This window comes from Chryseobacterium defluvii (genome assembly GCF_014204415.1).
GTDB classification, from domain to species: Bacteria; Bacteroidota; Bacteroidia; order Flavobacteriales; family Weeksellaceae; genus Chryseobacterium; species Chryseobacterium defluvii_A.
Genome location: NZ_JACHLE010000009.1, coordinates 10,233 through 33,500, shown reverse-complemented (window position 1 = coordinate 33,500; position 23,268 = coordinate 10,233). Strand labels below are relative to the sequence as shown.

13 protein-coding genes are annotated in these 23,268 nt (G+C 35.3%); 9 read left to right on the top strand and 4 right to left on the bottom strand.

The window, feature by feature from the left end; translation table 11 throughout:
- The 4 genes from HNP38_RS17685 to HNP38_RS17670 form a co-directional block, all read right to left on the bottom strand.
- Window positions 1–1,048, bottom strand: a 1,048-nt coding sequence (locus tag HNP38_RS17685) for a hypothetical protein (RefSeq protein WP_184192060.1), incomplete at its 3' end; no start/stop codon positions are given.
- 175 nt (window positions 1,049–1,223) lie between these two features.
- Entirely contained in the window at window positions 1,224–1,685 is a 462-nt protein-coding gene (locus HNP38_RS17680; protein ID WP_184192058.1) for a hypothetical protein, read from the bottom strand.
- 1,228 nt (window positions 1,686–2,913) lie between these two features.
- Complete coding sequence (locus tag HNP38_RS17675; RefSeq protein ID WP_184192056.1) at window positions 2,914–3,513, bottom strand: response regulator transcription factor; 600 nt, start codon at window positions 3,511–3,513, stop codon at window positions 2,914–2,916.
- Window positions 3,510–5,360, bottom strand: coding sequence for a sensor histidine kinase (locus HNP38_RS17670; RefSeq protein ID WP_184192054.1), 1,851 nt, complete (start codon window positions 5,358–5,360; stop codon window positions 3,510–3,512). Before HNP38_RS17670 ends, HNP38_RS17675 begins: the two co-directional genes overlap by 4 nt.
- Window positions 5,361–6,210: 850 nt before the next feature.
- Here HNP38_RS17670 and HNP38_RS17665 point away from each other — a divergent pair.
- From HNP38_RS17665 to HNP38_RS17625, 9 genes are all read left to right on the top strand, one after another.
- Complete coding sequence (locus HNP38_RS17665; protein ID WP_184192052.1) at window positions 6,211–6,627, top strand: T9SS type A sorting domain-containing protein; 417 nt, start codon at window positions 6,211–6,213, stop codon at window positions 6,625–6,627.
- 404 nt (window positions 6,628–7,031) lie between these two features.
- Window positions 7,032–7,547, top strand: a complete 516-nt coding sequence (locus HNP38_RS17660) for a hypothetical protein (RefSeq protein ID WP_184192050.1) — start codon at window positions 7,032–7,034, stop codon at window positions 7,545–7,547.
- 5 nt (window positions 7,548–7,552) lie between these two features.
- Window positions 7,553–14,152, top strand: a complete 6,600-nt coding sequence (locus tag HNP38_RS17655; protein WP_228461094.1) for an RHS repeat-associated core domain-containing protein — start codon at window positions 7,553–7,555, stop codon at window positions 14,150–14,152.
- Between the two features lie 110 nt (window positions 14,153–14,262).
- On the top strand, window positions 14,263–14,685 hold the full coding sequence (locus tag HNP38_RS17650) for a DUF4279 domain-containing protein (RefSeq protein ID WP_184192046.1): 423 nt from the start codon (window positions 14,263–14,265) through the stop codon (window positions 14,683–14,685).
- A gap of 197 nt (window positions 14,686–14,882) precedes the next feature.
- Complete coding sequence (locus HNP38_RS17645; protein WP_184192043.1) at window positions 14,883–15,314, top strand: RrF2 family transcriptional regulator; 432 nt, start codon at window positions 14,883–14,885, stop codon at window positions 15,312–15,314.
- A gap of 49 nt (window positions 15,315–15,363) precedes the next feature.
- The gene (locus HNP38_RS17640; protein WP_184192041.1) at window positions 15,364–15,825 is read left to right on the top strand and encodes a hypothetical protein; all 462 of its coding nucleotides are present in this window, start codon (window positions 15,364–15,366) and stop codon (window positions 15,823–15,825) included.
- Window positions 15,826–15,964: 139 nt separating this feature from the next.
- A complete protein-coding gene (gene ric / locus HNP38_RS17635) occupies window positions 15,965–16,684 on the top strand; it encodes an iron-sulfur cluster repair di-iron protein (protein ID WP_184192039.1) in 720 nt (239 codons plus the stop codon).
- A gap of 18 nt (window positions 16,685–16,702) precedes the next feature.
- Window positions 16,703–18,946: a nitric-oxide reductase large subunit gene (locus HNP38_RS17630; protein ID WP_184192037.1), complete on the top strand. Its 2,244-nt coding sequence runs from the start codon at window positions 16,703–16,705 to the stop codon at window positions 18,944–18,946.
- 502 nt (window positions 18,947–19,448) lie between these two features.
- Window positions 19,449–22,997 carry a T9SS type A sorting domain-containing protein gene (locus tag HNP38_RS17625; RefSeq protein WP_184192035.1) on the top strand — a complete coding sequence of 1,183 codons (3,549 nt, stop codon included), beginning with the start codon at window positions 19,449–19,451 and terminating at the stop codon, window positions 22,995–22,997.
- Window positions 22,998–23,268: the final 271 nt, after the last annotated feature.

Sequence of the window (23,268 nt, the reverse complement as noted above, 5' to 3'; positions counted from 1 at the left end):
TATTAAAGTCGATCCATCCATACAAATATTTTGTGCCGGAAGACGGACTGGTTACCGGGATACTTAAAGTATAAGGAACTCCTTTTCTGATCTGGCTGGAAGAAACAGTAACAGCTTCTTCATCTGATCCGTCTCCATTGGCACCATTATTATCTGCTCCTGAAGCTACACTCTGTGGCCCCTGTTCAATATCCGGAACTATGCTGCCCAGTGACAGGCCTGCAAGAGCAATATGGGCTGCCGGTATATACACTCCGTCTTTGCTATTCTCATAACTTGCAGGAGCATCTCCATAATCATCAACAGGGGAAGTAAGACCTGCCCAGGTTTTTGATACTATAATCCCATCGATATCTAAAGCCGGTGCATTGGCAGCGGTACCCTGCATGAGTGCTATATATGAGAATGAAGCTGTATCAGCTGCTGAACCTGTATGAGAAATATCAGCAACCGCAGGCTCTGATCCTAACGGAGGGTCTACATATAACTTAACCACATCATTTGTAGCTCCCGTTATCTGTTCATACTTCATCACCATTCTGATATTAGTATTGAAAGCCCGAACTGCAGATTCATAGGTAACGGTTCCTGAAGATCTCATCACTCCAAAGCTAAATCCCGCTCCATTTGATCTAATGTATACTCGTGCAATATCATTCAGAGAAATGAAATAATCTCCTGCAGGCTGCGCTGCAGATACATTTACAATAGCACCGGCATATATGGCGGGGGTTGCTGCATTTAATGCTGTTGTCGTAAAATTACGATAGACATCTTGTCCGCTGCTGGCCAAAGATACTTTATTCCCAAAATTATTGGCAAGAGTACCTGTAAGCGTCAAATTCCCATTAGACACGGCTACAGCAGGTGTACCTGATGCAAACTGTGACCAATAGGCATTTGTAAGGAACGTTCCGGAAGTATAGTTGAAACTCTCGGTCAGCAGGTTTTGTGACTTTATAGAAATGACCCCAGTGAAGGTCATTAAAATAGCCCATGACAACTGAAAACCGAGTTTCCTCCGGACATTATATAATTTTAATTTCATAAAATATGGTTTTTAATTTGAATTCTGATGGCCAATCTTTTTTTGCTCAGCAATAAGCCTAACATTATAATTTACCCATCAGAAGTTTTTCTTATACATTTAAAGCATCCATAGCATATACTTATCATAAAGATTTTAGTAACCATGAACACCTGTATACTATCGTATAGGTTGACTATTCTTCAGAAAATGTATAAAATTTAGATTTTGATCCTGGAAAACGGATCATTGTACATTTTGATTTTTCAAGTAAAAAAGGAGGTGGACGAGTAAGCAAATACTTAAAGTAGCGGTCAACAATAAAATATTTTCCATATTTATAATTGCTTAATTGCCAAAACTGTCTTAAAGTAGTTTCAGGCTCTTCTTTATCTACAAAAACAGCTGCAAATATTATTAAAGAGACAATGGTATATTCCTGAGTTGCCAGGGAGAAAAATATAAATATTTCAGAAACCCTGACATTTTTTTTACTTTCTTTGTCAAAGGTTTTCTCATGTACTATACTTATGTTCCCTTTTAAAGCACTAATTTTAATAAAAACAGTACTAACGACCACATAAATCTTCATTTTCAGATCACTTCGCGGAGAAACAGAGGCGTTATGAGAAATATTCCTTACAACTTTTTCCATCATAAGGCAGCAGGAATATGCATACACCATCAAGATAGCATATAGGAAAGAAATCATCATATTAAGTATCTTCTTATATGAAGTACCAATAGTATGACACCCTTCATAATGATTGCTTTTACCCACAATCAATTATTTATTTTTTTTCATCATTTGTTGTACATGAACCGAAGCCTACCTATACATCGGTTTTGATTATAAATATTCTTTACGATTTAACCTAAACAATGACTTCAGTAAAATCACAGCCGGTTATAAAACCCATGTAAAGTATTTATAAGTTTCGTGGTATTTATAGTTTTATGCTTGCAAAGATGAGAATATATTTCCAGAAAATAGAAAATAACACAGTTATAAAAACGGAATTTATAACATTTAAAATGACAAGTAACTAAGTTATAATAAATTACTTATATTCATAAAAACCAACATTACACTATAAATTTTTTCTTAAGTTTATTATTAGGATATATTTTTTCAAATCATAAAAGAATTACGGCAATATGTTTTCCTCCTGCTTTATTTAATTATGCTTTCGGATTCAAAATATGATCACGGCAATTAAATGTGATACTATAACTTGTAGACAGCTCAGAACTGAAAACCTCATCAATTATTAGGTTTGAAAAAAGAATTTATCAAATATATAAATCTTCTGAATTGTATATAACATAACTATGACATTTTTTGACTGTAACCTCCCGAAAGATAAGAATGGTATTAAGAAATATTATCATCCGGAAGAACTTTCAGATTGCTTTATAAGGATTCATAATAGTCATGTGGTTATCTGAGACTTTATAACCTGTATCCATTTTACGCCTTCTCAATATTTCCTCAATTACCTACCATACTCAGTCTATTACAATACGTAAATTAAAAGGATACAGAATAGATATACTGTTAACCATTTACACCATACAATAACTACATGCTTCTTATGATCTCCCTTTAATAAATTGGATAATTCTATCATTGATTTGCGGATGGTATGCATTGTAGATACAGAAATCTTTTTCCACAGTTCTTCCGGAGATATTTTTGCTTCCTGGCTTTTTGTTCCGTTTTCAACAATTTTAGTGCTGTGACAAAATAGACAAAGCCTGTGTAATCCCTCTTTACAAATATTAAATTTCGTACTGCTAAAAACTTATTTGAAGAAACTATTGATAACTTAAATTTTGTGTAACCTACTCATACTTATGGCAGTAGCCCATTCCACCCGAGATTATCACTTCACAATGCCTAGCTGAATAGCTACTCTCACCAAACCTGCAATATTATTCACTTGCAACTTAATGAAAATATTTCTGCGGTGTGTTTCTACTGTATTCTTACTTAGGAATAATTTATTTGCAATTTCCTCGGTAGTATATTCCTCTGCTATAAGCTGTATGATTTCCCGTTCTCTTTTTCCTACAATATTTTTATTGTATTCAAAATGTGAGATTTCTTTTTCGCTATTTACAAAGTATTTTCCATCTTCGTATACTATTTTATATATGGCATCAAGCAGTTCCGACAATCCGGTTTCCTTTAACAGATATCCGTCCATTTCCTCATAAGATTGCAGATTGTTAAACATACTAATCACTAATATCTTAATGTTTGGATAAGATCTCTTTACCGTTCTTATCAGTTCCAGTCCATTGATATCAGGCATTGCAATATCTGTAATAAGAAGATCCGGAGTCTGATCCCTGAGTCTTTTTATCGCCGATTTGGTATCATTTTCCGTGAATAGTATTTGTATATTTTCCTGTTTGGAAAGTACTGCCACCAAACCTTCTATAAACATCTGGTGATCGTCTACTATGGCTACTCTGATCATGCTGTGTGAGGTATTTCTATAAGTATGCTGCTTCCTTTTCCTATATGGCTGTCTATTGTAAGGGTTCCCCGTAGCAGGGTTACGCGCTCTTCTATATTCTTCAACCCGATTCCTTTTGCCTGCTCTTGTGTATCAAATCCTATTCCATCATCTTCTATAATCACAGATATACCATTGGAATACTGTGTAATATTGATGGTTACAAAAGTTGCCTTTGCATGTTTGGAAATGTTAGTCAATGCTTCCTGTACAATTCTGTATAGCTGATGCTTTTGTTCAGCAGTAATATTTTTCAGCAAATTTTCAGGATAGATAAGTATTTCCAGTTCGATACTTTCTCGTTTATGGTATTCCTGCTGAAGCTGATACAATAATGTTTCAAGATCCCTATCAGATATATAATTACTACTTAGGTTATGGGAAATCGCCCTTAGTTCCTGAAAAACATCTGCTAATTTTTCTACTTCTTTGTGTATTCCCAAATCATTAATACTTATATTCCTTTCGGTCAGTTGTAAATGTATTCCTGCCAATTTTCCGCCAACACCATCATGAATATCTTTAGCTATGCGATTTCTTTCCACATCCTGGCCTTCCACTATACCCAAAATTCTTTTCAATTCCTGTTCCTTTTTGCTTAAAAGCTGCTGAGTTTTTATCCTATGCCGGAAAAAGAAAAACAATCCTAATGATGCAAGAAATAAAACAATCCCTATCAATAAATACAGATGTTTCTTATTCTCTTCTATTTTCTTTTCCTGTATAAGGAGATTTATTTTCAGGTTCTTTTTCTCCACTTCATATTTGGTTTGTATTTCTGTGAACTCTTTATTTTTCTCCAGATTAAAAATACTGTCATTAAGTGCCTGATACTTTTCTTTAAACAGATAGGCATCCCTGTAATTATTAAGAATGAAATAGGTTTCTGAAAGTTTATTGTAAAGCCCTATTCTATGGTCTGCTTCTATACCTTTGGACAACCCCAGTGCCTTTTTATAATATACCAATGCTTGCTCAGGCTTGTGAGTATCCAGATAATACCCTCCAAGATTATGACTTACAAGATATGCTTTTTCTTTGTCCTTCGACTCATTAGCTATCATTTCAGCTTGTTGTAAGCATTGCAGAATTTCTTTTTGATGTGTTTTAACAGGATACTTAGCAGCCAGATTGATAAAGTTATTAAACTGTGCATTTTTATCATCAATTTCTATGGCAATGACATTGGCTTTATTTATATAGAAAACCATTTGTTTAAGATCTTTTTGTAAAATAGCTATATTGTTGTAGATACTTAATAATTCTGATTTAATATTGTCCCGGAGAGCTATTTGTTCAGCTTTTTTATAATAAGAGAGGGCATTTAGTGTATCTTTTTGATGAGAGTATAATGCTCCTATATTGCACAATGCTTTGGATTGAAGGTCATATAAATTATATTTTTCAGAAACTTGTAACGAATGTAAAAACTGCCGTAATGCCTCACTGGGTTTTTCGTATTCCTTTTCTATAAGCCCCATTAAATTGTAAGCTCTGGAAATAATTTTATAATTATTTGATTTTTCTGCGTAAGGCAAAGATTGCAAGACATAAGATCGGGATTTTTTAAAATCCTGGCGTAAATAATAGTACCAACCGTAATTATACACACACCGAGCCATGTAATAATTATTATTATTCCTTTCGCTTAGCACCTTAGCATAAGTAATATAATAGTAAGCTGAGTCAGGATTAGACTGTACTGTCCTGCTAAACTTATCTATCCATTTATCCAGTACTGCATCTTTGTCTTGGCTTTGGTACACAGAAAATAAAAAGAACAGACATATACAATATAGATATTTCAAGTGCTTAGGATTTTATGATGAATTATTTTTTTCAAAGCATTAAATATTGAGCTTGTTTAAACTTTTATTTTTTGAACAGTTAAGATCCAATAAGTTATTAAGATCAGTTTGCTATCTTAATGCTCCTTGATTTCTTAAATTCTCCTAATGGTTTAAAAATACCGGATACTTTTTGATAAGGTTAAACACATTAATTTTTTTAATGATCAGAGTAGCTTACTTTAAATGTAAAAAACCGTTTAAATTTATATCTCTTAATTTATAAAACAGGCATTAAAATGTTAAGTTTATCATTCGGAAGAATCTGAATAAAGTTGCTGTGCTTTGATCATAATATATTGGAGGTTTAATGATTGACAACAAGTTAATTAAAAAATGATACTAGATAACCAAAGGTATAAATAAAATTTAATTATGATAAGATAATTTAATTTTAACAAGGATTTTCTTCTGGTTATATTACTTTATCTTAAAGTACCTTGTATTTGAATAAAATCTACAGGCTTTCTATGAAATTTTATTCTGATGATTATAATAAAAATCTCTTTAGAACCGGAGCCATGTTGCGTTTCTTTGTTTCAACAATAGAGTGACCGTATAGTTTTTTAAAGCTGATGCATACATCTTTTGTCAAAAGGCCTGTCACTGAGGGACAACAAATTTCAAGAAATCCGTGAAAATGTATTTTATATATAATTACCGCTGTACAGATAAAATACAGGCACTATGATCTATACTATATATTCATAAAATATATTTTTAATCATTAATAATTAAAAAATTAATGGTTTCATGTTAATGTTTTTTTTGAAAATTTGTCAGACTTTTACACCCTATTAATCTTCATTTTATGAAAACTAAAATCATTTACATAATTTTATTAATCTCTTGCAGTATGTTTTATGGGCAAAGAGTAAATAATAGTGGGAGTTCAACAACTGTGACTTCTACAAGTGGAGGTAGTGGTACACAGCGGGATGGTATAAATTTAGCACAAATATTTCCAAATCCTTGTAGCAATTCCTTAACATTGTCAAGTCACGTAATGTCAATAGTTTCCTATACTATCTATGATGAGCATCAAAACTTGAAATTAAATGTTACATCGAGAAATGAAATTCAATCAGGAGTCAGTGTTAACTTACCTCAGGGAAAATACTTTATAAATATTCAATTACAGAATGGCACATCCGGCCATCAATTTATTAAGACAGATAATCAACCATTATTTATAACAACAAATTCTACACCTTTGCTTTCACAATAGTTTGTAAAAACTTTACTGAATTTGCAGTGTGTAAGTTAAACAGAATTTATTTACTCTCTGAGTTTCTTTTAGATAGATTAAGCATTAAATTTCGGTTAAATGCCCCGACTGCAGAAATATTGAAACACTCCCGGTTAATAAATAATTCAGTCTATATTTTATAGGGAATAGACTCTAATTCTTTGATTTAAAAAATACAATCTTGTGTATATAAATATGCGGGGATGCTAATTCTATGTCAAATAAAAAACAACAAAAACACAATTACCACATTGATTATCATACACATATAGTTTTTTAGCAAAAATTGATCATATACCTTACCAGTTATTAGTATTTAAATATAACTCGTCTATTCTCATATATAAATAGATTTCATAACCATCATAATTAAATAAAAACACATGAAAAAATGCCTATTCATTTCTGCACTATTTCCTTGTATTGTTGTTCAATCTCAGGTATTGCCTGAAGTTTCTGAAGAAAATTCTACCATGGCTATGGCAATTCCGGGAAATCCCGGGCCTGTATATATGCCGCGTGTTATTTTTGAATACGATGAAGCGGGCAACCAGATTTACAGAGGGCCCTGTCCATACTGCAAGGATGCAAATGAGAGTATCTCTGCTTCAAAATCATTATCCCCATTATCCGAACAAGTGGCAAATAAAATCCAGGCTGCTCCGGTTCCTGTGAAAACTGATTTGACGGTCATATGGGATTTAAGCATAAAAGATTATATCACGAAGATAGAATTGCTTCCATATAATTCCTTTAATATTTTACAAAGTGTCCATATAAAATCAAATTCAAATAATTCTTATGTCTTCCCAATGAGTACCTATAATTACGGTGTTTATTATCTGAAATTTTACTTAACGGACGGAAGTATTTACACAAGAAGCATAACTAAAAACTAATCATGATGAAAAAAGTTTATTTACTCCTAACCTTATTTTTATTTAGTATTTTCCTTTCACAGGAATGGACTCCCATAGAAAATGTCAATAATGGAATTATTGCAGAAGGGAATCGTTTACTTCCAATAGATGGAGAAAATGATAATCCCCAATCGCCAGGCAACTCATCAAGTTCACTCTCAATAGATAGTAAATATCATGATACAAAAGGAGGAATAGAAGTTACAGGATCAGGTGAACTTACTTTTACTTTTCCTATTGCTTTGCCTCCAGGCATAAAATCTGTTGCTCCGCAAATTAATCTGGTATATGGAAGCAATACTTTCTCAGGAATTGCGGGTATTGGATGGAACATTTCCGGGCTTTCAAGCATTTCAAGAGTAGGTAGAAACATTGAAAAGGATGGAGAAATTAAAGGAGTACAATTTGACTATACAGACCTGTATCAATTTAATGGACAGCGATTAATACTAACATCCGGAGAATATGGAAAACCCAATGCGACCTATACTACCCAACAATTTTCTAATTTAAAAATAAAAAGCATAGGAACGTGTTCCATTCCGAATACTTACGGACCAGAAGGATTTGAGGTTAGTTTCGAAGACGGTTCACGGGCCATATTTGGCATGAATTCAAATGCCTACAACCATCACGAATACAATATTACTAATTGGATTGATCCGTTTGGAAATTCTATCATCTACAATTATAGCAAATCCAATAATACAATTAGCATTGCGAGTATTGAATGGGGCAAAAATCAGACAAGGCAAAGTCAAAACTTTAACCGGATTAATTTTTTCTATAAATCCCGTGCCGTAAAGCAGCTTGCATATGCAAATGGCATCAAATCCATCAGGGATAATTTACTGGATTATATAACAGTATCTGCCAATAATTCACTTTTCCGAACATATACCGTAACATATACCTATCCATCTAACGGTATTGGATATGAAATAGTAAGTGGAATTAAAGAATCTGTTTCGGGGGATGAGGCAAGACCCATAACTTTTCAAAGGAATATCGCAGATGGGAATATAATATCCGGAAGTGTAGCCAATTACATTCCTGAGACTTTGGACAGCTATAAGTCGGTTAAAGGAGATTTTGACGGAGATGGAAAGCTGGATATTCTCAACTTTGTGCCGTATAAAGACGGATATTATTTCCCTGTACCCTGGTGTTCATCTTGCGGACCGTGGGTACCGATAAATCCTCCTATCCAGGCACATACAGAATTAAAAATAAGCGGTTTAGATACCAATTACAGCACACTTAATGTTAGTTCTCAGGACTTAACCCAAAAAGCTTTAGTCGCTAACCTGCTTTCAACAGATGGAAAAACAAAGCAAAAACAGGCATTAATAAACTATAAAGAAATTAACGGCAATTTAAAAATTGACACCTATTTTTTAGAGAATAATATAATGAAGCTGGAATATTCAAAAGAAATTCCATCCAGTTTATATAATCAAAGCTATACAGAGCCACACAATGGTCCATTCGATCAATATTATGAATCTCTGGACTATATTTCTGACATCAAGGAAATGGATATCAATTCTGATGGGATTTCAGAATTGGTACTGGTGAAAGAAACAAATGTTACCCGTCATAATATACCTGATCCCAATTGCCCGGATAACAAAAATTCAGAGCTAAGGCCTAATCCGTGTACAATTACGGAGCACGATCCTCCTTATTATACTTATTATGTAATAAATCCTCACCCAGGTAATACGGATTCTATTTATGATTTGCAAATGGCGATGCAGGAAAATCTTTTTTTCAAAGGGCGTTTCACGGATGTTGATGGCGATGGACTTCAGGAATTGTCTATTGTAAGAAATGGAACTCTTGCCGTATATAAAACGGTAAAACGGCCGGATGGAAAATATAAACTGCAACCCAATACTTCTTTCACTACATCCTCTCTGGAAGGAGATAAGGAAGGGATCATTTTTTCAGATCTAAATGGAGACGGAAAGACTGATCTACTAGTTCCATATACAGTGCAGATTGGCACTACCGGAGGCTTTTTCCCACAACCGATTTATGACTACAGATGGAATACTTACTTAAGTAATGGTAAAGGATTTGAAGCTAAACAATCATCACAGCAGTTTGGAGAATATCTTCCTAAAAGGCTTGACATAGGCTCTAAACATACGAATAAATATGAGTTTTATTTTGTAAAAGATATTAATAGAGACGGGCTGGGTGATTTTATAAAAGTGAAATCGTGGAACTGGCTTCCCGGATCAAACGATAAGGGAGATTCTTCTTATGGTATCGAAATCTATGAAAACCGCGGATTGGGGAGTGATGGAAAAATTTCTTATGTAAAAACTTTTGACATTCAGCCACAGGATAACGATGATTGTGCAAACTGTTCTACATGGGAAGAGCCGTATGTTCCTATTGTGGGAGACTTCAGAGTTGATAATCAGGAGAACTTCCTGCTTATCACCCATGGTCCGCAGCTTTTGAAGTACACGTATTATGATACAGCAGAGCGGGCAAGATTACAATCTATTGAACAAGGAAGATTAACTACGGGAATAGAATATAAAATATTGGACGACAGGATAAATCCTGATTTATATAAAGGTACCAACAGCATGCTTTATCCTTATACTGAAATTGAGCGCCTTTCACAAACTAAAGTGGTTTCAAAATTAACACAGGGAAATACAATTCAGGAATATAGATACAGAGGCCTTATTTCTCATGCTCATGGAAGAGGAATGATCGGATTCAGGAAAATGGCAAGAACAAATTTTTATTCCCAAGGAACACCTAAAATATGGACAGGTATCGAAATTGACCCATTATTGGATGGATTACCTATAAAACAATGGACAACCAAATACGATGCCGAAGCTTTTACCACAAACCTCAATGCATCAAATACCAATCTAATTTCTTACAAAGAAACAGGGTATTTAATTACCAATGTAGGACAAAGAGAGGTTAAGCTTCCTAATTACGTTAAAGAAAAAGATAATCTGGTTGGCACACTTAAAGAAACTACAATAGATTATTATACCGATTATTATCTTCCTCACACTACTTCAGTAAATTATGATCAGGGGTTTGCTTTCAGTCTATCCACATTAGATTATTTGCATAATCCGGCAGGCGAAGGCAGCAGCTATTATATAGGAAGACCTTGGAAAAAGCTGGAGTCTGTTACGGCATATCAGGATACAAAAACAACCAAAGAGGAATATCATTATGACGGCGTAAAAATGGATTATGTGCTGAAATATGCACTGGACCTCACAAAATACATTAAAGAAGCCTATACTTATGATGATTGGGGAAATATACTTTCCAAAACAGTGAGCAGCAGTGCAGGTGATTTCGCTCCACAAACGATATCAAGCACTTACGAAAGTCTGGGGCGTTTTGTAAAAACCAAAACGAACGCTTTAAATGTAACTGTTGAATATGACTATACCAATCTTGGTATGTTGAAATATGAAAAAGATCCGTTTGGAAATACGGTTACCAATACCTATGATAACTGGGGAAAACTCACATCAAGTGCTTCTTCTCTTGCCGGGGCAACAAACTATTCTTATTTAAAATACAATGACGGAAGTTCCATACAAAAAGTATTGTCTCCGGACGGTAATGAAAAGTGGACCTATTATGATAAATACGGGCGCAATACAAAATTAAAGGTAAAAGCATCTGAACAGGGTAAATATATTGTTTCCGATGTACTGTACGATGACGCAGGCAGAAAAATACAGGAAACAGAACCTTACTTCGAAGGAGATACCAATATTCAGATTAATTATTCTTCGTACGATGAATACTCAAGACCTTATTCACGTCTGGCATTTAATGGCCGCGGAAGCACCAATATATACAACGGGAAAACAGTTACAGTCAACGAAACCACAGGGCGTTTTAAAAAGAATACTGTAGATGCTTTGGGAAATGTAATATCTTCTGAAGATTACGGCGGGACAATACTGTTCAAATATAATGCATCCGGACAGCAGATTTCTGCACAGTATGGGGCAAATATTGTAAAAACTGAATATGATGAATGGGGACGAAAATCTTCTTTCCACGATCCGAATAACGGGAAATACTTATATGAATATTACAGTAATGGCTTACCAAAAAAAGAAACGAGTCCTAAAGGATACAAAGAATATTTTTATAAATCCAATGGCTTATTGGATTATGTAAATGAAAAATCCAGTGACAACACATCTACAAATAAAACATATTCTTTTACGTATAATGCTAAAGGACAAATAACCGGAAAGTCCGGAACGTCCAATGGTAAAAACTACGCCACCCTTTACGGGTATCATCAGGATGGGAGATTGTGGGGCTCTACAGATTATGCGGAAGGAAGAGAATACCGTAATTGGGATACAATGTATGATGCCTATGGAAATGTAAAAAGTTATAAGAAAGAAATAGTATCAAACGGTGTAAGCACAGTTGTTCAGATTGAAAACTTTTACAGACCTTGGGATGGTTCTTTGTACCAGGCAAAAGAAAAATATACCGGAAAGCTTTTATGGGAATCGCAGGCTTCCAATGCCAAAGGGCAGGTATTGACCGCCAGGCTCGGTGCTTCACAGGTTGTTAATTCATATGATGCTTTTGGTTTCTTAACCAACATTAAACACAGCAGCACCAAAGGTATTTTCGTAAATACGGATTATTCGTTCAATGCTGCAAAAAACGAACTGAACAGCCGCCATGATTATGTTTTGGGAATTGACGAACAGTTTCATTATGACGAAGACAATCTGCCTTTGAACAGGCTTACAAGCTGGACAGACCCAATTACCGGGAATATGCACAAGAATGATTATGATGAAAAAGGACGTATTGCCAATAATTATCAGGTAGGTAAAATGACGTATGCCACATCCATGTCGGTTTACAGGCCTATTGAGACAAAACTGAATATTTCGGGACAGCAATACTACGATTATAGTGGTAATAGCAAACTATTACAGACGATAACGTACAATGAAAATAACGACCCTATAAAAATTGACGGAACACAAGGCGATTATGCTTTTGAATACGGATTGGGAGAAACCAGGCGTGTCATGTATTATGATGGGAATTTTGCTGCCAATACGGATGCGAATATGATTAAGTACTACAGTGAAGACACAAGCATGGAAGTGGTACGAAACAAAGTAACAGGGGCTGAAAAACATATCATCTATATCGGAGGAAGTCCGTACGAATCAGATATTGTATATTTGAAAGACTTTACCGAGAGCAGCGGCTCTTACAAATTTTTGCATAAAGATTATCTGGGAAGTATACTGGCAATAAGCAATGAGGCGGGAGATGCACTGGAAATAAGGCATTATGATGCGTGGGGGAATTTTACACATCTGAAAACAGGAAACAATCCCGTGCTCGTTGGCCAGGATGCAATAGCCAATGCTACATTGCTTATTGACAGAGGTTACACCTCACACGAACACCTTTTGGATGTAGCACTCATCCATATGAACGGAAGGCTGTACGATCCGTTATTAAGAAGATTTTTAAATGCGGATGAAAACATAAGTGATCCTGAAAATACACAAAGCTATAACAAATACGGATACGTCACTAACAATCCTTTGATAGGTTGGGACAGAAATGGCGAAGATCCTATTTCAATAGGGACAGCCATTGTTATCGGCCTTATTATTGGTGGAGCAAGTTATACCTTGGCGGTTTTGGTAACTACGGGAAGTTTACGCCAATGGAATGTTGTAGATTTTGCCAAATCGGTAATTATTGGAGGAATTAGTAGTGCAGCTACTTTCGGCATCGGCGAAATGTTTAAGGCAGGTAACATACTGGGTAAACTTAAAGGAGTAGGAGAATTTCTTACACGAGCCGGATTACACGGCGTAAGCCAGGGATTCTTTTCTTTGGTAAGCGGAAATGGTTCCGGGTTTTTTCAGGGATTTGTTTCCGGGGCATTAGGAAGTTTAGCTTCATCCGGTTGGGAAAAAATGATTGGAACAGCCAATGCACAAAGTACTGTTGGGATGATTGCTTTTGGTGCTTTAAGCGGGGGTATTGGCGCAGAGCTCTCCGGAGGAAATTTCTTTAAAGGATTTATACAGGGAGGAATTGTTGCCGGATTAAATCATGCGTTGCATAAGTCCTTTAGCACAGATATGGAAGTTTCTGATTCTGAATATGAAAAATTATCTGACAGGCAAAAAGATAAATATATTCAGGTTCCCCAAGAAGCTTTAGTTGAAAAGACTACACAAGTTATAGTTAGTACCGTTACGCCTTCAGGTACAGTAAAAGTTGAAAACGTATATATTACAACAATATGGGGGAAAACGAAATGGGTATTACAGAAGAGTTTAATCACAATTGTCGAATCCTCAAAACAGCTTGATTATCATGATGATGGAACCAGAGTAACAAGTGTTTATTATAATACTTATCGTTATTTTAACGATTGGATTTCCAGAGCAGGACAAAATATTATCAACATTTTATACCCATCATCAACTTTTGAAAAAATTTATCAAAATAAATCATTGTACAAGGGAGGTGACTTGACAAGATTTTTTAATTATTTGAAATAAGGCATATTAATATATTATAAATTTTTGGATTGGGCGTCGAGTCGAGCAATGCCTTTACTAATGATGGAAACTGTTAATCTTCAACCCATTTTTGAAAGACAAGAACTATAATGATAAAAAATGATTTGAACTTACGGTTTAGCATCTGGGATTATGAAGATATAACAGATGCAGATATATCACAATCTTTAAATTTGGTTCCCTATAAGATGTATAGTAAAGGAAAACGAATAAATCAAAAGATTCCAAGACCATCAAAAAAGAATGGTTGGGTATATGGAGCTCCATATGGAAATAAGGATGATTTTGAAGAGCAAATGAATAAAATTTTAGACGTACTGGAACCTAAAATTTCTATATTAAAGGAATATTCTAAAAAATATTATTGCGAATTTTCTTGTGCTTTGTTTCTAAATAATCGTGAAGAAAATGTTCCTTGGATACATTTCGATAAAAGATATAACGCTTTTATAAAAGACGTAGATGCAGAATTTGATGTTGACATTTACTATCCTCCTTTAAATGAAGAATAAAAAATCCATGTGTCTCTTTTAACCCAGCTTGGATTACTAACTAAAAATCAACATTTAGCTCTCTTTTTAAGAGAGCTTTTTTATGCCAACTCAATAGGAACCTAGTAGATTGATAAATTAAAACCAGATAAAAATAAAAGACAATTTTATCTTTTATTTAGAAAAAATTGTATCTTTGTAAAGTAATTACAGAAAGAATGTTTTCCAAAACTTGTGAATATGCCTTAAGAGCCTTAATCTATATTGCCCAGCAGTCAAAAAACGGCGACAGGATTGGAATTAAGGATATATCAAAAGGAATTGGTTCGCCGGAATACTTTATCGCAAAAATACTGCAGGATCTTAGCCGGAAAGGATTTGTACATTCTGTAAAAGGACCTAACGGAGGATTTTATATGGATAACAAGAATCTGGATCTTACGATTGCGGATATCGTAAGGGAAATTGATGGCGACAAATTATTTTCAGGTTGCGGATTAGGACTGGAACAGTGTTCGGAAACCCATCCCTGCCCTATTCATGATCAGTTTAAAAATATCAGAAATAATATCCGGGAAATGCTGGAACAGTCTAAAATACAAATGTTTGTTGATAATCTGGATTTACAGCTTACTTATCTTAAAAGATAAAAAAATTTAAAATAATAAAAGATAAAAAGGTATTAATATCTTAAATAAAATGAAACTCACCCCCAAAAACCCTCTTGTAATGATGCTTCTCTCCCTGATGGCCGGGATGTTCATTACGATCAGTTTTCTTGAAACGCCAATGAAATTTCAAGTTCAGGGAATGACACTTCCTATAGCATTGAAATTAGGGAAACTTATGTTTGGAATATCTACCAGGATACAGGCAGTACTCCTGATATTAATTTTGATATGTATGCTCCTAAGAAAAAAAAGCTATACAAAGCTTGATTTCGTTTTGATTATTGTTTTTTTTCTTATCCTGATCGTAGAAAACTTCTGGATGCTTCCGGTACTGAATGTACGTGTAGACTTGCTTTCCAACGGAAAACCCATTCCCCCGTCAGAATTACACAACTATTTTATTTATGCAGAATCAGCAAAAGCAGTTATTCTGATTCTTTCAATTATTTTACAGTTTAAAACCAAAAAAAATGGATACTGGGTATATTAAAATCCACACCTGCTAATAAAATATTACGAAAAATATTTTTATTTATCCCCATTCTGTTTACAGCGTTATTACTATCTGCATACCCCAACCGAAAAAACAAAAAAATTTAAAATAATAAAAGACAAAAAAGTATTATATTATGAATATAAAAACAGATCTTATAGGAAATATTGTAGCGGAAGACTTCAGAGCCGCTGCAATTTTTAAAAGACATGCCATTGATTTCTGCTGCAAAGGCGGAAGAACAATAGAAGAAGCGTGTGACCGCAAAAAAATCAATCCCGAAGAAATTTACAAAGAGCTGGAAGCCCTTCCGGAAAATGAAGGAGCTTCAATAGACTTTAACAGTTGGCCGCCAGACCTGTTAACAGATTATGTGGAGAAAACACATCACCGCTATGTGGAAGAAAAAACTCCGGTTTTGGAGGCTTTTCTGGACAAACTATGCAAAGTTCATGGAAATGTACACCCTGAATTATTTGAAATCCGGGACTTGTTTAATGAATCTGCCCGCGACCTAGCCGCCCATATGAAAAAAGAAGAGCTCATTCTCTTTCCTTTTATAAAAAATATGGTAAAAGCTAAAATTTCAGGAAATACAATTCCGAAAACAGTTTTCGGTACAGTTGAAAATCCGGTAAATATGATGAAACATGAACATACAACGGAAGGAGAACGTTTCAGGAAAATAGCGGAAATCACCAACGAATACCTTCCACCTGCCGGTGCCTGCAATACCTATAAAGCTGCCTTTGCAATGCTCCGGGATTTTGAAAACAACCTGCATCAACACATCCACCTGGAAAACAATATCCTTTTTCCGAAAGCCATAAAAATGGAAAAAGAATTGACAATTTAACCATAAAACTAATTTAAAATGACACCTAAAAAACTTTGGAGATGGCTTGCAGCTGTCATTGCAATTTCTTTTGCAGTTCTTATATTTTATGGAGCGGAAATATACCGGAAAATCCCCCCGATTCCAGACAAAGTAGTTACAACGAACGGAACCGTAGTGGCAACAGGACAGGATATCAAAGACGGGCAAAACGTATGGCAGTCTATCGGAGGCCAGACAGTAGGAAGCATATGGGGACATGGTGCCTATATTGCTCCGGACTGGACAGCAGATTACCTTCACCGCGAATCTCTTCTACTGTTGGACGAGCTCGCAAAAAAAGACGGAAAAATATATAAACAGCTCTCTGATGATGAACAGGCAAAATATCAGGTATTACTGAAAAAGGAGATGCGTACAAACACATTCAACGAGAAAAAAAATGAGATTGTTCTCTCACCCGAAAGAGCAAAAGTTCAGGAACAGCTTGCACAATACTATTCTAAATTATTCATGAATGATCCTTCGATGGCAAAACTCCGTGATCAGTACGCAATTCCGGTCAACACCATTAAAGATGTTGAAAGAATGGCAAAGATGAATGCCTTTTTTGCGTGGAGCTCATGGGTATGTATTACGGAAAGGCCGGAAGATGATGTAACATATACTAACAACTGGCCCCACGACGAATCTATAGGAAATACTCCTCCCCCGTCATTACATCTCTGGTCCGGATTCAGCATATTAATGTTATTAGCGTGTATAGGACTACTGGTATTCTATCATGCCAGAAACAAAGAGGAAGAAGTCAATGAGATGCTTCCGCTGGAAGATCCGTTAAGAAATATGAAGCCGACACCTTCTATGAAGGCCACATTAAAATACATATGGGTGGTAGCGTTACTCATTTTGGTACAAATGCTTGCAGGAGTTATTACTGCTCATTACGGAGTGGAGGGAAGCGGATTTTACGGAATTCCTTTAGATCAGTTCTTACCACAGTCTGTCTCCAGAAGCTGGCATGTTCAGTTAGCCATATTCTGGATAGCAACTTCATGGCTGGCAACGGGGCTTTATATTGCTCCGGCTGTTTCCGGATATGAGCCAAAATATCAGAAACTGGGAGTAAATGTATTATTTGGAGCTCTGCTGATTGTTGTTTTAGGATCTTTAACCGGGCAATGGTTGGGTGTAATGCAGAAACTCGGGCTTGTAGATAATTTCCTTTGGGGCCATCAGGGGTATGAATATGTTGAGCTGGGGAGAATCTGGCAGATATTATTACTGGTCGGATTAATTCTTTGGCTCGTTCTGATGATAAGAGCGCTGCTTCCTGCTTTGAAACGAAAAGACGGAGACCGCCATCTGTTGACTCTATTCACGCTTTCATCCGTAGCTATTGCCATGTTTTATGGTGCAGGCCTGATGTATGGGCGGCAAACGCATATGGCTATTGCAGAATATTGGAGATGGTGGGTAGTTCATCTTTGGGTAGAAGGCTTTTTTGAAGTTTTTGCAACAGTGGTTGCCGCATTCCTCTTTACGAGGCTCGGTTTATTAAAACTTAAGTCTGCAACCAATGCCGTACTGTTCTCTACAATTATTTTCCTTGCAGGGGGTATCTTGGGAACCTTTCATCACCTTTATTTCAGTGCAACACCTACAGCAGTGTTGGCATTAGGTGCAACTTTCAGCGCCCTGGAAATTGTACCATTGGTTTTGATAGGATATGAAGCTTATCAAAATTATCAACTCTCTAAATCTTCAAAATGGATACAGGCATACAAATGGCCTATCTATTGTTTCATTGCCATGTGCTTCTGGAATTTTCTTGGGGCCGGAATTTTTGGATTTGCCATCAATCCGCCTATTGCTTTATATTACATTCAGGGATTGAATACAACTGCCGTTCATGGTCATGCAGCTCTGTTCGGCGTATATGGAATTTTGGGAATTGGATTGATGATGTTTGTTCTGAGAGGTCTGTATCCTGATAGACAATGGAATAATAAACTGATAGGCTGGGCATTCTGGTTAACCAATATCGGACTATTCGTAATGGTAACCATCAGTCTTTTACCTATTGGAATTATGCAATCTGTAGCTTCTATTAAGGAAGGTTACTGGTATGCCCGTTCCGCGGAATTTATGCAAACGGATATAATGCATTTTTTAAGATGGATGCGTGTTCCGGGAGATATTTTATTGGCTTTGGGAGAGCTATTGCTGGTAATTTTCATTATTGGTCTGAAATTCGGCTGGTCCTTAAAGGAAAAACGATAAAAGCTATTTAATACCTTCAAAGTCAAGGCTTTGAAGGTATTAATTCTAACGTACTTAAATATATCACATTATAATTTCAAATACGGTATTAAAATCCCACTGCTTATAAATCGTAAACCGGATATGAATCAAGTCCTATTCAATATTTTTTGCGGGTTTGACGCATTTAAGTATACAACTGCCAAACTTTATGCTCATATCATTTTAGACAACTTTTCAGGAAGGATTACATATCTTACATCTGTAAAAATTATAATACAGAAAATAATATATTACAAATGATTGTAAACAGTTCTGATGAACGTGAAGAATAAATAGTTCATCATTTTCAGGGCAAAAATTCATTTCCGCCGAATGAAACCTATTGCCACCGAAATTTAATTTGCACCTGAGAACTATTGAAGAATCCACATAAAACAGTACCATTAAAGAAAAATATCCCGAATCAGTTTGTTTTTTTATTAATTTTGTCCCTTTAAAAATATTATTATCAACCTATTATATGATAAAAAATCTATTTTTCTTAAGTTTTTTAATTTGTGGAATTTTTACCTGGGCTCAAAACTCATTTCCGCAAAATATTGTTATTGATGATTCTTATAACTCCCGTTCCATAAGTGTTGCAACTCATGTTGACCTTGATAATGATTCCAGAGTTGACATTCTGGCTGTTAATTACAGAAAGATTTTTTGGCTGAGAAATGTTTCTGCCCAGCAAAACAGCTTTTCACCTATACAGATGATTTATACCCATACAGATGATGTTTTGGAAGTAAAAAGTGTAGACTTAAATTATGATGGTTTTAAAGATATTATTTTCAGGACATCCAGTGGAGTTTTTATGATGACCGGAAGTGGAAATTTAGGGACATTTTCTGCACCAATTCTATTGAATTCAGGAACATACACACAATTTCAAATTTTGGATGTTGATTCTGATGGTTTTCTGGATATCTATTTGCAAAGCCTGTCAGGAGCCGGATGGAAAAAAAATAGTGGAAATGGAACCTTTCCAACTTCAACTTCAATTTTCACAAGCTCAACCGGCGGACCATCTATTGCTGTTTTCAAAGATTTGGATGGTGATAATAAACCGGATCTAGTTACCAAAACTGGTTATTATATCAGATGGTATAAAAATGGCGGAACCGGAGTTTTTACTCTGAAAGAAACGGTAGAAAGTGGCGCGATTGGAGAAAAAATTGAAGTGGGTGATATTGATACTGATGGAGATCAGGACATCCTTTTTTATTACGAAAATGGAAATACGGTACAATTTCGATGGTACAAAAATACTGATGCATTGGGAGATTTTTCATCAATGGCTATCATTTCAAATGCGCCTGCTAACCCAAGCGGATTTGCATATAATGTAGACAGACATGGCATAAAAATGCAGGATATTGATTTGGATGGGAAAGAAGATATCGTGTATCGTGTTTTTTGGTTGAATAATGTGGTATGGAAAAAAAATTTAGGAAACGGAACATTTGGAACGGATAATATCATTACTAATAATGCAAAAGGAAGTCAGGATTTCAATTTTGCAGATTTTGATAATGACGGAAAACCGGATGTATACTCTTTGTCCATAGTAGATTCTAAAATTGCATGGTATCAAAATTTGGGTGCAGGAAATTTTGGCTTACAAAAAGTACTTACTTATGGGGTTAATAATCTTAATTCCATCTCCAGTGGAGACATCGACGGAGACGGAGATATTGATATTTTATCTACTTCAAGTGGAGACAACAAAATGAGCTGGTACAGAAATACCGACGGACTTGGGAAATTCAGTGACCAACAGATAATAATTAACAACAGTACAATTTATCCGTCGCATGCACAATTGTTGGATGCGGATAACGATGGGGATAACGATTTTGTAGTAAAATATCAATACGAAGTTAATTATGTAACTTATTACAGAATTTCAATATTTAAAAATGATGGCTCCGGAAATTTTACCGAGCAAATTCTGGCAAACACCTTGCCTAAAGATGTTGTGGGATTAGCAGTTACCGATATTGATAACGATGGAGATTCCGATTTGATTGCTGCTTATCAGGGAACTTCCTTAATGAAATTTGTTAATAATGGTTCAGGGAATTTTTCTTCACCTGTAGGTTTTTTCCCAATTGCAGATAAATATCCTTTGTCATTAAAAGCTTTAGACATGGATAATGATGGGGATTTTGATGTTTTGGCGACATACAACAATAAAGAAATAGAATGGTATGAAAATACTGATGGATTGGGAAATTTTTCTACAAACCATGTTGTTGTTACACAAATGCATTATCCTACAGATGCAACCAATGCAGATGTAGACGGAGATGGTGATGTAGATGTTTTATTTGTAAATTATTTTCACAATGAAGCAGGTTGGTTTCAGAATAACGGAAACGGAACATACACCAAAAAATTAGTTCCGGGAACTGTCAATCATCCACGATCCATCATTGCATACGATATTGATGGAGACGGGCTTAAAGATATTGTAACCAACACTTTTCCGCAGCCAAAATTAAGATGGTATAAAAATCTTGGTTCCGGAAATCTTGGAACTGCACAATTAGTTACAAATAATATTGGACGGGTAAAAGATTTTAACATTGCTGATTACAATGGGGATGGAAAATTAGATTTTGCCGCAGGATCTGATATTGGCGAAGATGGCGATGAAACCAATATGATTGCCTGGTTTGAAACGGGTGCTTCTTACCAAAATAAGGTTTCCGGAAAGGTACGTTTTGATGAAGATAATAACGGATGCAGCCCAACCGATATCGGAGCTTCAATGGTGATGGTGAAAACACAAAATGCACAACATTCTTATGCTACTTTTACTGACGATTTAGGCGCCTATTCTTTGGTAGCCAATCAAAGTCAGTTTACAACTTCAGTTTCATCTCCTCTACCCGATTATACAGTTTCACCTCAAAGTCAGGTACAGAACTTTACAACTTTAGGGGAAACTCAGAATGCAGATTTTTGCCTGCTTCCTAATTCGGTGTTTAAAAATCTGGAAGTTTCTATTTACCCTTTAGATGTGGCCAGACCTGGTTTTGCAACTGTGTACAAAATCGTGATTTCCAATAAAGGATCTCAAAAGGTAAGCGGACAGATTGTTTACAATTTTAATAGTTCAAAGATGAATTTCGTTTCGTCTACCACGGCTCCGGATTCTCAATCTACAGGAAATTTGTATTTTAACTATACAGATTTGTCACCTTTTCATTCGAAAACAATTGAGGTGAAATTCCTGATGAATACAATACCTGTAACCAATATTGGTGATGTACTTGAGTTTACGGCAACTGCACAAGTTCCGCAAGATACTACTCCGACAGACAATACCTTTGTTCTTAAACAAAATGTTGTAGGTTCTTATGATCCGAATGACATACAGGTTTTAGAAGGTCCGCAGATTTTATTGTCACAGAAAGATGATTATCTGCATTATGTGATCAGATTTCAAAATACAGGAAACTATCATGCACAGAGAGTAAGGGTAAAAAATATTTTGGATGATCAGCTAGATTGGTCTACACTTACCTTAGAATCCTACAGCCATCCAAACAGAGCAGTTATCACAAACGGTAACAATGTGGAATTTATTTTTGATGCCATTTATCTTCCGGGAACTCATGATGAACCCAATTCTCACGGCTATATTGCGTACAAAATCAAACCAAAATCAAACGTTGTAGTGGGAGATATTTTTACTAATAGTGCAGAAATATTCTTCGATTACAATCCTGCAATAGTAACCAATACTGTAAATACTGAAATTGTAAATCAGGTTCTCTCTACAGCTTCTGCTTCCATTGCGGAGCTGAAAATATATCCAAATCCAACTACAGGTTTGGTGTATATAAAATCACCTGAAAAAATTAAGAAAATTACCGTTCACAATTCAATCGGACAGCAAGTTTTACAAAATGAAAATCAGTCGGAAATAGACTTTTCTCATTTACCAAAAGGCGTGTACATAGTAACCGTTGAAAGTGGGAACAAAGCTCATACTTCGAAAGTCATCAGAAAATAAAAGCAAAAAAATCCTTTTCTATGAAAAGGATTTTTTATTTTTCAGGAGAAGTGAATCTTTTTAATCTTGTGAAATATTTCTTACTCATCTTTAATAAGCTAATATAAGATACCCACAACCAGCACAGCACACAACGCACAAACCAACACAGCCCACCAAATCTTTTTCCTGTGACTAACATTTAGATTCAAAATAGCCCGGCGACCCCCACTGACATAATCTCGAACCGCTCAGTATTGTAAATCAATACATTAAGCTAATTTACAGAACC